We start from the raw sequence: 14,106 nt of genomic DNA on the forward strand, positions 1-14,106 counted from the left end.
GGTCACCTCAAGTCCTGTCGGGGAGACCGGACCGGTGCGGTCGCCCGGTGCCGGCCGTGGCGGGGCCGGTCGACGCCGCGCAGGAAGTCGCGGCTGGGCAGGACGCACACCGTGTAGCCGGCCAGGGCGATCGTGCCGATGGTGAGCAGGGCGAGCGGGCCGTCACCGAGCAGGGGCTCCAGGCCGAGGACGACCGCGGCCATGACGGCCCCGCCGAGGAAGGGCCACGCGCAGGCCCGGGCGACCCGGGCGACGCCGATGCCGCCCCGGCCGAGAGCGATCAGGAACACGGGCACCACCAGGCCGCCGGCGACCAGGACATGGCCCTGGGCGACCCCGGCGGTGCCGTTGACACGGGCGGCGACGAGCAGGACCGGGATCAGGGCGACCAGCCACAGACCCTGCACCAGGAAGAGCGAGCGGCGCTGGCCGACCGCGACGAGACAGTCGTAGGCGAGTTCGCTGCAGATGCGGATCAGGCCGAGGGCCATCAGCCACGGCAGTGCCCCGGCGGCGGGTGCCCACCGGTCGCCGTAGATCAGGCGGATGACGGGTTCCGCGAGGCCGGCGAGCAGGACGCACAGCGGGACGGTGCCGGTCATCAGGACGCCCAGGGCGCGGCTGAAGCCCTGCGCGAGGGCCTGCGGTGAGTCGGCGAGGCGGGAGAAGCCGGCGAAGGAGACCCGGCGGGCGGCCTCGGAGATGATCCGCACCGGCCAGCCGGAGATGTTGAAGGCGAGCACATAGAAACCCAGCGCGATGTTGCCCAGCGTCGCGCCGACCACCATGGTGTCGACGTTGACCACCGCGAGCGCCAGCATGCTCGCCCCGGCGAGCGGAAGCCCGAACCGCAGCAGCGCCCGGGCCTGTTCGGGGTTCCAGCCGTACTTGAGGGTGCCCGGCGCGGCCAGCGCGCAGCCGATCAGTGTCACCACGTTCCCGGCGACGGCCCCCACGGCGAAGCTCATCGCGCCCCAACCCGCGAAGGCCAGCACCAGGGTCACGCCGGTGCCGACGACGAAGTTGAGCCCGTCGATGACCATCCGCTTGCCCTGGGCGAACTCACGGGTGAGGAAGCCGCCCGGCACCTGGGCCACGCCGTCGATGAGCACGCACAGGCACATCACCCGCAGCACGCCCGCGGCGTCCGGCGAGTCGAGCAGACCGGCCACCGTCGGTGCGGACGCGAACAGGGCCACGTACAGCAGCCCGCTGGAGAGGGTGCTGAGGGTCAGCACGGTCGGCGCGAACCGCCGCGCGTCCCCCTCCCAGCGCACGATGGCCAGGCCCACGCCCAGTTCGTTGGCGGACAGCAGCACCAGCAGCACGGTCTGGGCGATGCCGTACACGCCCCATTCGGCGGGGCCGAGGGCGAAGCGGGCCAGGACGATGCCGGTCGCGAAGTTGCCCAGTCGCAGGACGACGGTGTTGATCAGGCTCCAGCGGGCGGCTGAGCGGACCTTCCGGCCGAGAGAGGGTGCGGCGGGTACTGCGGGTACTGCGGGTTCTGCGGGTTCGACGGGTTCTACGGCAAGGGGAGGAGCGGGCGCGTCGCTCGTCTCACCGGTCGCGCTGTCCGGTGCGCGGGCGATGTCCATGGGTCGACTCCTCGTCGCGCGGCTCTGCGGCGGATGCTCCGGCCATGACGGGCCGTGGTTCTTGGGGCTGGGCGGCGCTCCGCTCGTTCCCGGTGGGCTGTGACCAGCTCGGCGGCCTGCGGATGGCCAGCGTCTCCTCCACGACCGGCACGTCGGCCGCCGCGTCCCGGTCGGTGGTCTCCGCGTCCCGGTCGGTGGTCTCCGCCTCCGCCGGTGCGTCGGGCCGCCGCGGCCTCCTGCGTGCCTCCACGTAGAAGACGGCGACCAGGCTGAGCACCAGCCCCGCGCCGCCCGCCATGATCATGTACTCGAGCCGGGTCTTGGTCTGCGCCACCGGGGTCTGCGGGGCCACGATCGTCGTCATACGGATCATGGCCTTGGGGTCCACCGACTGGTCCCGCTGGAACTGGTCCAGCCGCTCCTTGGCATAGGCGGTCAGGATCTTGTCCGAGGACAGGACGGACGCCTGGTCGGTGCCGGTGACGGTCAGCCAGAGCAGCGGCCCCTGCGCGTTGTCGGCGAGCTTCGCCTCGAACGTTCCCTTCGCGCCACGGGACTTGAGTTCCCGGAGCGAGTCGTCGGAGTTGAGGTTGCGCGCCAGGCTGTCGGCCATGCCGGTGAGCGAGGTCTGGGTGCTGAGGAAGGGATTGCCGTCATAAGCCCGGGTCGCCTTCTGGGAGTTCAGCAGCACCACCGTGCTCTGCGACTGGTAGGTCACGTGAACCAACCGGGTCACGCCGAAGACCAGGCCCGCGGTCAGCAGCAGCCCCGGCAGCAGGACGTGCCAGCGCCTGCGCATGACTCGGAAGATCTCAGCGAGATCCATGGTCCCCCCTAGTGACCAGACGTTCGACGAGCGTATGTTGCAAGCGGATCATATGGGGAGCGTTCGGTCCGTGGGTCTCGGTTGATCAGTGGGTCTCGGCCGGGTGCCGGCGGTGCCTCCCTTCACGAGCACCTCGGCGATGCGTTCGCTGGCCCGGCCGTCCCAGAGTTCGGGGCGGCGCGGCGCCGGTGGGGCGTCCAGGACTCGGTTGACCGTGGCGACGATCCGGGCGGGATCCCGTCCGGCCAGCACATTGGTGCCCTGCTCGACGGTGATGGGCCGCTCGGTGTTGTCCCGCAGCGTCACGCACGGCACCCCGAGGGCGGTGGTCTCCTCCTGCACACCGCCCGAGTCCGTGAGTACGACGCGGGCGGCGTCCTGCAGGGCGATGAAGTCCAAGTACCCGGCGGGCGGGACGAGCTGGATGCCCCCGGGCACGCCGAGCTCGGCCAGCCTGCCGGCCGCGCGGGGATGCACGGGCAGCACGAGCGGGCAGCGGCCGGCGATCTCGCCCAGGGCTTTGAGGAGCCCCGTGAGCACCTCGGGGTCGTCCACGTTGGCGGGGCGGTGCAGGGTGACCAGGCCGAACTCGCCCCGGGTCAGACCGAACCGGTCCAGGACGTCGGAGGCGCGGGCCCGCTCCAGGTTGGCCAGCAGGGTGTCGATCATGACGTTGCCGACGAGGTGGATCTGGTCCTCGCGGTACCCCTCCGCCCGCAGGTTGTCGGCGGCGTCGGGGGAGGGGGCCAGCAGATAGTCGCTGACCCGGTCGGTGGCGACCCGGTTGACCTCCTCCGGCATGCTCCAGTCCCGGCTGCGCAGCCCGGACTCGACATGCGCGAGCAGCGGCCCCGCCTTGGCGGTGACCAGGGCGCAGGCGAGCGTGGAGTTGATGTCGCCGACCACGACGACGATGTCCGGCGCGACCTCCTCAAGGAGCGGCTCGAAGGCGGTCATCACCCGCCCGGTCTGCTCGGCGTGGCTGCCGGAGCCGACGCCGAGGAAGCGGTCGGGCGGCCGGATGCCGAGGTCGGCGAAGAACACGTCGTTCATGGCCGGGTCGTAGTGCTGGCCGGTGTGGACGAGGAGCACCTCGGCGCCGCGGCGCTCCAGGGCGTCCATCACCGGTTTGATCTTCATGTAGTTGGGGCGGGCCCCGGCGACGCAGACGATCCGCGGCATGGTTCAGAGCACCTCGATCGTGGGGCCGGGGGACAGGCGGCGACGGCAGTCGAGGACGAACGGGGCCTGCTCGGCGATGAGTTCGTAGTCGAAGCCGTCGTGGTCGGTGAGCAGGACCACCACGTCGGCGGCGGCCAGCTCCTCCGCGTCCGGCTCGACCCGGACCAGCCGGGCGTCCACCGGGAGGCTCTCGACGACATGCGGGTCGGCGGCTCGGACCTGGGCCCCCATGTCGAGGAGCAGTTGGGAGATGCGCAGGGCCGGCGACTCGCGGGCGTCGCCGGTGTTCTTCTTGTACGCCAGGCCGAGCAGCAGGATGCGCGAGCCGTTGACGGATCTTCGTCTGGTGTTGAACAGGTCGGTGATGCGCCGGGTGACGTACTCCGGCATGTGGTTGTTGATGTCGTTGGCCAGCTCCACGAACCGGAAGCTCTGGCCGAGTTCGCGCTGCACCCGCCAGGACAGATAGGACGGGTCGATGGGCAGGCAGTGCCCGCCGACCCCCGGTCCCGGCGTGAACTTCATGAAGCCGAAGGGCTTGCTGGACGCGGCCTCGATGGCTTGCCAGACGTCGATGTCCAGGTGATGGGCGAACATCGCGATCTCGTTGACCAGTGCGATGTTCACATGCCGGAAGGTGTTCTCCAGGAGCTTGGCGAGTTCGGCTTCCTTGGGTGAGCTCACCGGCACGGTGGTGTCGACGAGTTGGGCGTAGAAGCCCTCGACCGCCTTCAGGGAGGCCTCGTTCACACCGGAGACGACCTTCGGCGTCTCCTTGAAGCCCCACACCGCGTTGCCGGGGTCGATCCGCTCCGGGCTGTACCCGAGATGGAAGTCGGTGCCCGCGGCGAGACCCGAGCCCTCCTCCAGGAGCGGCGCGAACAGCTCCTGGGTGGTGCCCGGGTAGGTGGTCGACTCCAGGATCACCGTGGCGCCGGGGCGCAGATAGCGGCCGAGGGTGACCGCCGACTCCTTGATGTACCGCAGGTCGGGGGTGCCCTCGTGCAGCGGGGTCGGCACCGTCACGACGGCGACGTCGAAACCGCCGCAGTCGCGGGCCGACTCGCTCGCACGGTAGGTGCCGTTGTCCAGCGCCGCCCGGATGCGCTCCGAGGAGACGTCCTCCACGAAGGACTCACCGGCGGCGAGGCTCTTGACCCGGCGTGAGTCGACGTCGTACCCGATGACGTCATGTCCGACCTCCGCGGCCCGGATGGCCAGCGGCAGCCCGACGTATCCCTGTCCCACCACGACGACACGCATCAGTGACTCCTGTTCGCGGGAGCGGTCGACGGGGTGAGCCGGAAACGCTCGCGCGCCGTCATGAGGAGGAAGGCAGCATTGGTGGTGAGGTAGCGCCGGCCCAGGCGGCGCGGCTCCTGGAGCACGCGGTAGAGCCACTCCAGGCCCCAGCGCTGCCAGGCCTTGGGGGCTCGCTTGGTGATGCCGGCCAGGATGTCGAAGGAGCCGCCGACGCCGTGCACCACGCGAGCGCCGGTGCGCTCCCCGTAGGCCGCGGTGAAGATCTCCTTCTTCGGCGAGGTCATGCCAAGGAAGAGCATCTGGGCGCCGCTCGAGGCGATCGTGTCGGCGATCGCCGCCTGCTCGGAGTCGTCGAAGTAGCCGTTGCGGTGGCCGGCCACCTTCAGGCCGGGGAAACGCGCGGCCACCCGCCGCACCATCTCCTCCAGCACGTCCTCCTTGGCGCCGAGGAAGTACACCGAGATACCCACCGACTCCGCCTCGGCCAGCAGCCGCAGGAACAGGTCGATCCCCGCCACCCGCTCCGGCAGCGGGGCCTTCAGCACCCGCCCGGCCCACACCACGGCCTGTCCGTCGGCGAGGACCAGATCGCAGCCGGACACCGCCTTGGCGAGCCGCTCGTCGCGCCGCATGTTGACCAGCTTCGCGGCGTTGACCACGCCGATCTCCAACTGCCTGCCGCCCCGCACCGCTTCGAGGCAGCGCTCGACGGTCTGGTCCATGGTCAACGGGTCCAGCTCGACACCGAACAGAGTCTGACGCCCCGTCATATCCGGCCCCCCTGCCAGGCGTGAAGCATCCAGCCGAACTCGTACGGCCGGCACTCGCGGTCCACGGACAGCGGCCGGTACACCCGGTCCAGGGAGGCGAGCCGAAGCCCCGGTAGGGCCCGGGTGGTCAGTCCCCGGACAGCGCGGACGGCCTTCTTCGGGTCACCCCGGTAGACCTTGCGCCAGGTCACGCCGAGCTCGTCGAGGATCAAGGGCTCACGGACGTCCGGGTGCTCGGAGAACTCGGACACCTCCGTCATCCAGCGCAGGCCCTTGCGGATCGCCGCGCCGAAGTCGCTGCCGCCGGCGTCCGTGAGATCGAACAGGGCGGTCGGCGCCATCGCGTGCTGGTGGACGCTGTAGACGGGGTAGCCCTCGATGACTCCGCCGGTGCGCGCGTCGTAGTGCCACCACCACTGCCCGCCGTCACCCTGCAGCTCGCAGATCCGCCTCGCGCAGGCCTCGGACGCGGCGAGCGCCTCGGCGTCCCCGTCGCCGCTCGCGTGCGCGAGGGCCAGTGCCTGGAGCGGATACGTCTGGTCGGCGAAGCAGCTGACATGCGCCCGGTACCAGGGCAGCAGGCCGGGCGCGGTCGCGTGCGGGAACAGTGGGCTGGTGCCGATGCGGGCCTTCAGCAGCCGGTCGCGCGCGGAGGTGAAACGTCTCTCCACATCGACCGTCTCGCGGGCCGCCGCGTAGGCGGAGAGCACCCAGGCCGCCTCGACCGTGTACTGCGGCTTGTCGTACGCGTCCAGCGCCTCGACCCGCCCGAGAGCGTCGGACAGCTTCGGGTGCCCGGTCTCCGCGGCCGCCCAGGCGATGAGTGCCGCGTCCCCGAGGTTGGTCACCCCGGGCAGCGACTCCACCAGCAGACCCGTGAATTCCTGGGCGGTGCGCCCGCCGAGCGCCGCCCGCTGCCGGTCCTCGGGCAGGAAGCGCACGCCGAGTGCGGTGATGGCCGCGTACCGGGTGCTGGTCCCGCGCCGGTCCAGGGCCCAGGAGTCGTCCGGGGCCCGGCGTCCGGCCAGGGTGAAGGCGAAGGCCTCCTTGCCGGGCAGCAGCATCGCCGGCAGGCCCAACTCCGCCACCGTGAGCAGGCGTTGGGCGAGGGCTAGCAGCGACGGTTCCTCACGACCGAGCGCGGCCAGACGTGAAATGGTCATCTTTCGGACACACCAACCCCCCTGTGGGCCCTGTTGTGGACAGACTGGTGAAACGTCGGGCCACAATCGGCCTACGACGGAAGGCGGACGTCAGGCGCCGGAGCGGCTCTCACTTCCTGGACGCGGGCACAGGTGTCCCCACCACCCCGTAACCCCCCCTGGGCACTACTGGCTCGTGTGGTCATTGTGCATGGCCTGCACACTTCGCACACATGTTATGCCTGTAAATGTTCGAGGATCTGTCATTCGAGGGAAACAATGCGGAACGGGCTGGAAACAAGCGTCAGGCCCGCTCGATCAGTTCGCCGTCCTTCTCGTCGTACAGCCCGCCCGTCCGCGGGCACTCCCACGTGCCGGGTTCGCGTTCCACCAGGCGTACGCCGGCCCGCCCGACCCAGCCGATCCGGCGTGCCGGCACACCCGCCACGAGTGCGAAGTCCGGGACATCCTTGGTCACCACGGCCCCCGCCGCGACCAGCGCCCAACGACCGATGTGGACCGGCGCGACACAGACCGAACGCGCCCCGATGGACGCCCCTTCGGCCACGGTGACGGCCACGGCTTCCCAGTCACCGCCGCGCTTCAGCTTCCCCTCGGTGTCCACGGAACGGGGGAAGTAGTCGTTGGTGAACACGGCCGCCGGGCCGACGAACACCCCGTCCGCGAGCACGGCCGGTTCGTACACCAACGCGTAGTTCTGCAGCTTGACGTTGTCGCCGATCCGTACGCCCGGGCCGACGTACGCGCCGCGGCCCACGATGCATCCACCGCCCAGCCGGGCGTCCTCCCGGATCTGGGCCAGATCCCAGACGGTCGTGCCCTCGCCGATCGTGGCCGTCTCGTCGACCTGGGCGGTGGGCTGGATTCTGACGTTCATCGGGCGGAACCCTTCGTAAAGTCGCACGGAGCGCTCATCATCGATCACCGATCGCGCTCTGGCTACGGGTTGCAGGGTTCCGTCGCGTCAGGACGGCAGATCCGGCCATCTCCCCCCGGCGCTGAGCTCAGCCCTCCGCCGACCGGACGACGTCCGCGAGGGCCGTGGCGGGCCGGCCGGTGAGGCGGGGCACGGCGTCGCTGACACCGGCGAGTTCACCGGCCGCGATCGCCGTGTACGTCGACACCCACGCGTCGACCTGCCAGGACGGGGCGCCGTAGGAGGCGCGGGAGGCGTAGGCCTCCTCGACCGTCTCCGGGTGATAGGTGACCGTGCGGCCCCGGACCTCGGTGAGGATCGCCGCGGCCTCCGCCAGCGACAGGGACTCAGGACCGGTGAGGTCGTACACGGCGCCGGCGTGGTCGTCCGGCCGGGCCAGGATCGCCGCGGCGGCCTCCGCGATGTCGTCCTGGGCGACGAACGCCGCCCGCCCCTCACCGGCCGGGCCCCGGACGACCCCGTCCTCGCCCACCAGGGCCGGTACGAAGTCGGCGTACAGGTTGTCCCGCAGGAACGTGTACGCCAGCCCGGTGGCGCGGATGTGCTCCTCGGTGTGGAAGTGGTCGCGGGCCAGCGTGAACGTGGCGTCGGGTGCCGCGCCGAAGAAGGAGACGTAGACGAGGTGGCGTACCCCGGCCTCGACGGCGGCGTCCACGAACGTCTTGTGCTCGGCGAGCCGGTCCGCGCTCTCGGACGCCGACACCATGAACACGGTGGCGACACCGTCGAGTCCGCGGACGACCGCCTGGTGGTCGGCGTACTCCGCCTGTACCGCGGTGGCACCGGAGAGCGAAGGTGCCCGCTCCGCGCTGCGCACCAGGAGCCGCTGCGCCGCGCCCCGCCCGGCCAGGAGGCGGGCGACGCGCCCACCGAGGCGACCTGTGGCGCCGGTGACGACGAGCGGTTGTTCCGGCGTGGTGGTCATGGCTTGTTCACGTCCCTCGGTGAGCGCTTTCAGGGGTCCGCCCGCAACCTACTCCCCGGAGGGGGCGGGCAAGGGGACGCCCAGGGGTGCCGGTGCGCCGAAGTTCGGGGCCCGGGAGACACAGAATGGGTCAACGGCGGGGATCACGGGAGGAGTTGCGTTTACCTCGGAGGCCCAGGAGCTGCTGGGCTTTGTACAACATCCCCATCGCCCGGTAGGTGGCGGCAAGGTCCTGGACGATGCTTCCCGTGATCGGGTGGTCGGCGCCGAGCACCCGGTGGCTGCGTTCGAGGGTGTCCTCCAGGACCCCGGCGGCTTCGTGGTGGTGATCGCCGAGCCGGTCCAAGATGACAGCCAGGACGCGTGCCGCTTCGAGTGTCGTCGGATGGTCCTCGCCCAGGGCGCGGCGGAGTCTGGGCAAGCAGTCCTCGGCCAGCTGTCGTGCCTCTGCCTGCTCGCCGAGTTCGCTCACCGCAACGGCGAGAGCGGTGGAGACGGCGAGGGTACTTGGGTGGTCGTCACCCAGGATGCGACGGCGGCGCTCCAGTAGGTCCTGAGCCAGCAGGCGGGCCTGATGAGGTTCTCGTAGCGCGCTGAACGTGACAACAAGGGCGTACGCCGAGCTGAGGGTGTCGGGGTGGTCTTCGCCCAGAACTCGACGCTGCCGCTCAAGGACATCTTCGAGCAGTCGGCGTGCGTCCTCGGGCTCATTGAGCGCGACGAGGGTGTTGGCCAGGCTGGCCACGGTGGCGAGGGTGGAGGGGGCGTCCTCGCCGAGAATCCGCCGACTTCGCCTGAGAGCGTCTTCGTACAGTCGGTGTGCCGCCTCGTACTCGCCGAGGTGGGTGAGGAGTTCGGCCACGCTGTTCGTGCTGGCCATGGTGTCGGGATGGTCGTCGCCGAGGACGCGGCGGCGGCGTTCGAGGACGTCCCGGGCCAGTTCTTGAGCATGGGCGTACTGACCGATCGCTGCCTGCACCTCCGCATGCGAGGCGGCCCACGCGAGGGTGTCGGGGTGATCTGCACCCAGGCGAGCGTTCCACAACTCGTGGAACTGTGTACTCACACGCTGGGCCTCCAGGAATCGGCCGCTGTGCGTCAGATAGCGGACCGACCCCAACAGTGTGTGGCACAGGGCGAACTGGTCGGATTCGTCAGGGCGCGGGCGTCCGAGGAGGTGCGCGGTCAGGACTTCCCACTGAGGCCAGAGTTCGGGGAGGTCGGGGGAGCCAGGCGTGGCTGCCTCCAGGATGAAGGTGACCAACTGGCGCAGTGTGGCTTCCCGTTCCGGTTTCACCTGGTCCCGCAGGACGGCCTGCGTCAGACGATGGATCTGGAAACTGTTCTGGTCGACACGGACCAGCCCGTAGCGCGCGAGGGGCATCAGGACATCGCTCGGCCACCCGACGTCGCCGGTATCGGCGGAGAACACCCCGCGCGTGTGCTCCAGCCAGGCAACGGGAATCGGATCAGAGCCGAAAAAGGCACCGAGGTAGAGGATTTGGGCGGACTCGGGATGGTTGAGGGCGAGGCGCTCGGTGGCGAGAGTCACCGCAGCCGTCAGGGGCACCGGATAGTCGTGGGCCTCACCGAGCCGCAGTACCTTTGCCTGGCCGGACAGGAGGTGCTCTTGGTAGGTCTCCACCGGCATGCCTTGGGCTATCACGCGGACAGCCTGAGTGAGGGCCAGCGGCAGGTCACCGAGTTCCTCGGCCAGCGCAGTCGCCTGCGCTTTGCTGATATCCGGCAATTGGTCCGCCAGATAGCGCAGGGAGTCGGCGCGGGAGAAGGTGTCCAGGGCGACGCTGCCCGAGAGGCCGCGCCAGGAGGGGTTGCGGGACGTGATGAGGACATGGCCTGGGCCTTCGGGGAGCCAGGGCCGCAGGTCGGAGGGGTCTTCGGCATTGTCGAGGATGATGAGCCAACGGCCGTACTCACGCAGGTGATCCAGCACAGTTCGGGCGTAGTGCTCGATCCCCGTCTCCTGGAAGGTGAGTCCCAGTCGGTCCGCCAACTCGGCGTATGCGCCGGGTAGTCGAGGCGTCTGTTCGGCGTCGATCCACCAGACGACGTCGTACTGACGGGCGAAGCGATGGGCGTACTCCACCGCGATCTGGCTCTTGCCGACCCCGCCCAGACCGTGCAGCACCTGAATCGCGGGTCGGCTGTCTTCGAGCAGTGCCTCCCGTACATGCCTGAGCACGTCCTCACGGCCGACGAAGTCGGGGTTGCGGCGTCGGACGTTCCACGCACGAGGCACTTGCACGGCGCTCGGGAGCCTCGGCGCCATCGAGAGACTCCGCTCGGGCGCGGCGGGGAATCGAGGGCGTTCCGTCGGAGTCGTCGGGTCCGAGACGGCTCTCAACAGCACTGAGAGCGCCTCCGGCTCCTCAAGGCCGTGGAGGTCGCTGCGGATACGGGCAGCCAGCAACGCCGGAATTTCGTCGTGTGCCAGAGGTTCGACCACCAGGGGGATGAGGCAGCCCCTGTGGGCGGCAGCCGAAAGCGCCTCCATTTCCGTCCAACGCCCTGGTTCGAAATAGGCCCTTGAGAACAGCGCCACCACCTTGTGCGCACGCGCGAGCGCCTCAGCCGTCCGCATGGCGAGGCTGTCCCCTACCGCCCAGTGCCAGACGTCGAGTTCCACCTCGAACCCCGCCTCTTGCAGATGCCAAGCCACCCACTCGGCCCAGTCGCGGTCCGACCCTGCGTAGCTGATGAACACCCTCTCCTGGTCGCCACCCTCGTCGCCGGACTCCTCCTCGTGCTCCTCCTCCCGCCCCTGCGCCGCGTCAACCGTTGCCCCCATCCGCACAAGGTCCCCGCGAGAGGCCCGCGCATACGCCTCCCCCTCCGCCACCACCGTCACGCCCTGCCGCGCCGGGCCGGCCACCACACCCGGCACACTGCGTGGGCTCCCGAAGCGAGGCCGCAGATAGGCGGTGACCTGAGTCCGCACCAGCTCCCGAACCGCTTCGACGTCGTCCCGGTACTGCGCGCCGAGCAGCGCCTCCCGTACCTCCGGATGGAACTCGAACCGCAGCTCACCGAGCACGGATGGTTCCGCCGCGCGCCGCAGAAGTCCCCCGAGGAACACTTCGGCCAGATCCCCACGCGACGCGTCCCCCAGCAGTGCCCGCTGCACCAGCCGGGCCAGCGGAACGGTCACCGGCGAGTGCGCGGACAGCAGTCCCGCCAGCTTCCAGGCGCGCGGAGACGCGGTGACGCGGAACCGCCGGATCGTCTCCGCCGCCCCCGCCGGTACCACGGAACGCCGAGGCCCGCCCCGGCCCACCCCCGGCACGAACAGCGTGGCCGACTTCGTCCATCTGCCACTGCCGGAAGTCATCTCCGCCCAGGCGCGCAAGGACCGGGGTTCGAGATCCACCACCGGCACGGGGATGCCCTTCGGGCCGGGGTCGCTCGGCACCAGGCATCCGGTTCGCCATCGGCTGTTGGGCAGCCCCGGCTGCGGAATGTGGAGGCGGGCGGGCGTGGGCGCCAATCCGACGCGGCTCCACAGCGCCGCGGGGAGCAGATGGGCGAGGGCCACCTGGGAGTGCCGGGCCCAGTCGGCCAGCAGCCGGTGTGCCGCGCCGGTACGCCACATCGCCCCGGCCGTGTCGCTGAGGACGACGATCAACTGGGCGCCCGCCGGATCGACGACCTCCCTCGGGTGTCGGGCGGGACGGCCGGCGGCGGGATGCGGGCGCAGTTCGACGGTGTCGCCGTCGGCCGAGGGCAGCAGGTTCCAGCGGCGCAGGTTGCGGAAGGCGCCCAGCCGCGCCACCTCGTGCTGGAGCTCATGGATCTCGTCCTGCCACAGGCTCATGGAGGGACCGGAGTCGACCACGAGTGCCAGGCTGAGCCACCTCGCGGGTTCGGGGCGGAGAACGGGCAGCAGGATGTCCTCGTCCACCAGCCGTGCCACGGTGGCCTCTTCATCGAGCTCGAAGGCTGTCCGGGACGGAACCTTGCGGGTGAGCGGCTTCAACGCCCTGGTCAGCGCGAGGGCGTGGGGGAGCGCGCCCGCAGCCGGGACCAGAACGGGTGCGCCGCCGGGCCCGGCGGAGTCCTCGTCGTGGTCGCCGCCGGGGACATGGATGTCCACGAGGTCCTCGTCCGCGGGTACCGCTTCATAGTCCGGTCCGGATTCCGTCTCCGCCGGGGTGTGCTCGGTGGGTCCCCCGGGTGCGGAGCCGGACGCAGATGCCTCGTCCGTCCCGTCGCCCGCGTCCCCGGGCGCCCGTCCCTGCGGCAGCACTCGCTGGGCCAGCCACAGGATGTCCGCCAGCTCCTCGGGTGTCGGGTCGTCCACCCCGCCCTGGGCCAGCAGTGACAACAGGTCGGAGATCACTGGGCGTCGGGTCCGCTCAGCCGGTGCATGGTCGCCTCGGCCAGCCGGCCGAGGTCCCCGGGGGCCGTCCAGGCGCCGGCGAGCCGGAGCTGTACCGCGTTGAGGAGCTGGTCGGTCGCCAGCTCACCGCTGCTGCGCCGCTTGAGGAAGGTGTCGATGACTCCGCCCTCGGCCCGGGCCGCGTCGGCGGCCTCCTGACCGATGCGGCGTACGAGGATGCGGTGGAGCTTGTCCTCGTTGGGCAGGGGCAGGTTGAGCCGGATGCAGCGGCGTAGGAACGCGGGCGGGAACTCACGCTCGCCGTTGCTGGTGAGGACCACGATCGGGAACGCGTGGCAGCGCACCCTGCCGTTCGTGATCCGGGCCAGGCCCGACTGGTCGTCGGTGCTTACGGAGACCTGCGGCGAGTCGTCCGACATGCGCACGAGTTCTGGGATGTCGAAGTGTCCCTCCTCCAGTACGGTCAGCAGGTCGCCCGGCAGATCGATGTCACCCTTGTCGATCTCGTCGATGAGCAGGACACGAGGGCGCGCGGTGGGTACGAACGCGGTGCCCAGTGGTCCGAGTTGGAGATATCGGCCGATGCCCGACGTGCCCTCCGCACCGGGCTCCCATTCGATCCTCCGCCAGCGCGCTCCCTCCAGTCGCCGTAGGAGTGAGCCTTCTCGCCGCCGCCGTCCAGGAGCCGACAGCCGTCGAAGGTTCGCGTCCTCAAGCCGGCGCAGGGCGTCGTACCGGTACAGCCCGTCCCGCAACGTGGTCCGACTCGTGACCGTCCAACGCAACACTGGACCGAGCCCCAGATCCTCCGCGATGCTGTGCGCGAGCGTTGACTTTCCGACCCCCGGCACCCCGGTGACCAGCAGCGGACGGCGCAGCAGAAGCGCGGTGTTGACGAGGTCGATCTCCGGTGCTTCGGCGATGTAGCCGGCGCCCCGCTCCTGGTCGGCCTCGCTGAGCACGGGAACCGTGTAGTCCTCGTCGATCTCGCCGTCGAACACGCGCCAATCCGGCCGGTGTACGGCGAGTCGGTCCAGCCGCTTCTCGGCCTGGCCCTCGCCCTTGTAGATCCACCAGTCTTTCAC

The 14,106-nt window shown here is 70.4% G+C and carries 10 protein-coding genes; all 10 read right to left on the reverse strand.

The window, feature by feature from the left end; genetic code table 11:
* Window positions 1-2: 2 nt before the first annotated feature.
* The 10 genes from ACFUO4_RS26315 to ACFUO4_RS26360 all read right to left on the reverse strand — a co-directional run bounded on the left by ACFUO4_RS26315 (window position 3) and on the right by ACFUO4_RS26360 (window position 14,106).
* On the reverse strand, window positions 3-1,598 hold the full coding sequence (locus ACFUO4_RS26315; protein ID WP_383489104.1) for a lipopolysaccharide biosynthesis protein: 1,596 nt from the start codon (window positions 1,596-1,598) through the stop codon (window positions 3-5).
* Window positions 1,561-2,424, reverse strand: coding sequence for a chain length determinant protein (locus tag ACFUO4_RS26320; RefSeq protein ID WP_079309880.1), 864 nt, complete (start codon window positions 2,422-2,424; stop codon window positions 1,561-1,563). The genes ACFUO4_RS26315 and ACFUO4_RS26320 overlap by 38 nt, the downstream gene beginning before the upstream one ends.
* A gap of 48 nt (window positions 2,425-2,472) precedes the next feature.
* The gene (gene wecB / locus ACFUO4_RS26325; RefSeq protein WP_383489108.1) at window positions 2,473-3,606 is read right to left on the reverse strand and encodes a non-hydrolyzing UDP-N-acetylglucosamine 2-epimerase; all 1,134 of its coding nucleotides are present in this window, start codon (window positions 3,604-3,606) and stop codon (window positions 2,473-2,475) included.
* A gap of 3 nt (window positions 3,607-3,609) precedes the next feature.
* Window positions 3,610-4,869, reverse strand: coding sequence for a nucleotide sugar dehydrogenase (locus tag ACFUO4_RS26330; protein ID WP_079309882.1), 1,260 nt, complete (start codon window positions 4,867-4,869; stop codon window positions 3,610-3,612).
* On the reverse strand, window positions 4,869-5,639 hold the full coding sequence (locus ACFUO4_RS26335; protein WP_079309883.1) for a WecB/TagA/CpsF family glycosyltransferase: 771 nt from the start codon (window positions 5,637-5,639) through the stop codon (window positions 4,869-4,871). Before ACFUO4_RS26335 ends, ACFUO4_RS26330 begins: the two co-directional genes overlap by 1 nt.
* Window positions 5,636-6,802 carry a hypothetical protein gene (locus tag ACFUO4_RS26340; RefSeq protein WP_383489111.1) on the reverse strand — a complete coding sequence of 389 codons (1,167 nt, stop codon included), beginning with the start codon at window positions 6,800-6,802 and terminating at the stop codon, window positions 5,636-5,638. Before ACFUO4_RS26340 ends, ACFUO4_RS26335 begins: the two co-directional genes overlap by 4 nt.
* A 283-nt stretch (window positions 6,803-7,085) precedes the next feature.
* Complete coding sequence (locus ACFUO4_RS26345) at window positions 7,086-7,679, reverse strand: acyltransferase (RefSeq protein ID WP_079309885.1); 594 nt, start codon at window positions 7,677-7,679, stop codon at window positions 7,086-7,088.
* A gap of 127 nt (window positions 7,680-7,806) precedes the next feature.
* Window positions 7,807-8,664 carry an SDR family oxidoreductase gene (locus ACFUO4_RS26350; protein ID WP_383489115.1) on the reverse strand — a complete coding sequence of 286 codons (858 nt, stop codon included), beginning with the start codon at window positions 8,662-8,664 and terminating at the stop codon, window positions 7,807-7,809.
* Between the two features lie 130 nt (window positions 8,665-8,794).
* Window positions 8,795-13,021 (reverse strand): FxSxx-COOH system tetratricopeptide repeat protein, encoded by a 4,227-nt coding sequence (fxsT, locus tag ACFUO4_RS26355; protein WP_383489118.1) that lies wholly within the window; start codon window positions 13,019-13,021, stop codon window positions 8,795-8,797.
* Window positions 13,018-14,106, reverse strand: coding sequence for an AAA family ATPase (locus ACFUO4_RS26360; protein ID WP_383489121.1), 1,089 nt, complete (start codon window positions 14,104-14,106; stop codon window positions 13,018-13,020). Before ACFUO4_RS26360 ends, fxsT begins: the two co-directional genes overlap by 4 nt.

Source organism: Streptomyces sp. NPDC057280, from assembly GCF_042668605.1.
In the GTDB taxonomy this organism is placed as follows: domain Bacteria; phylum Actinomycetota; class Actinomycetes; order Streptomycetales; family Streptomycetaceae; genus Streptomyces.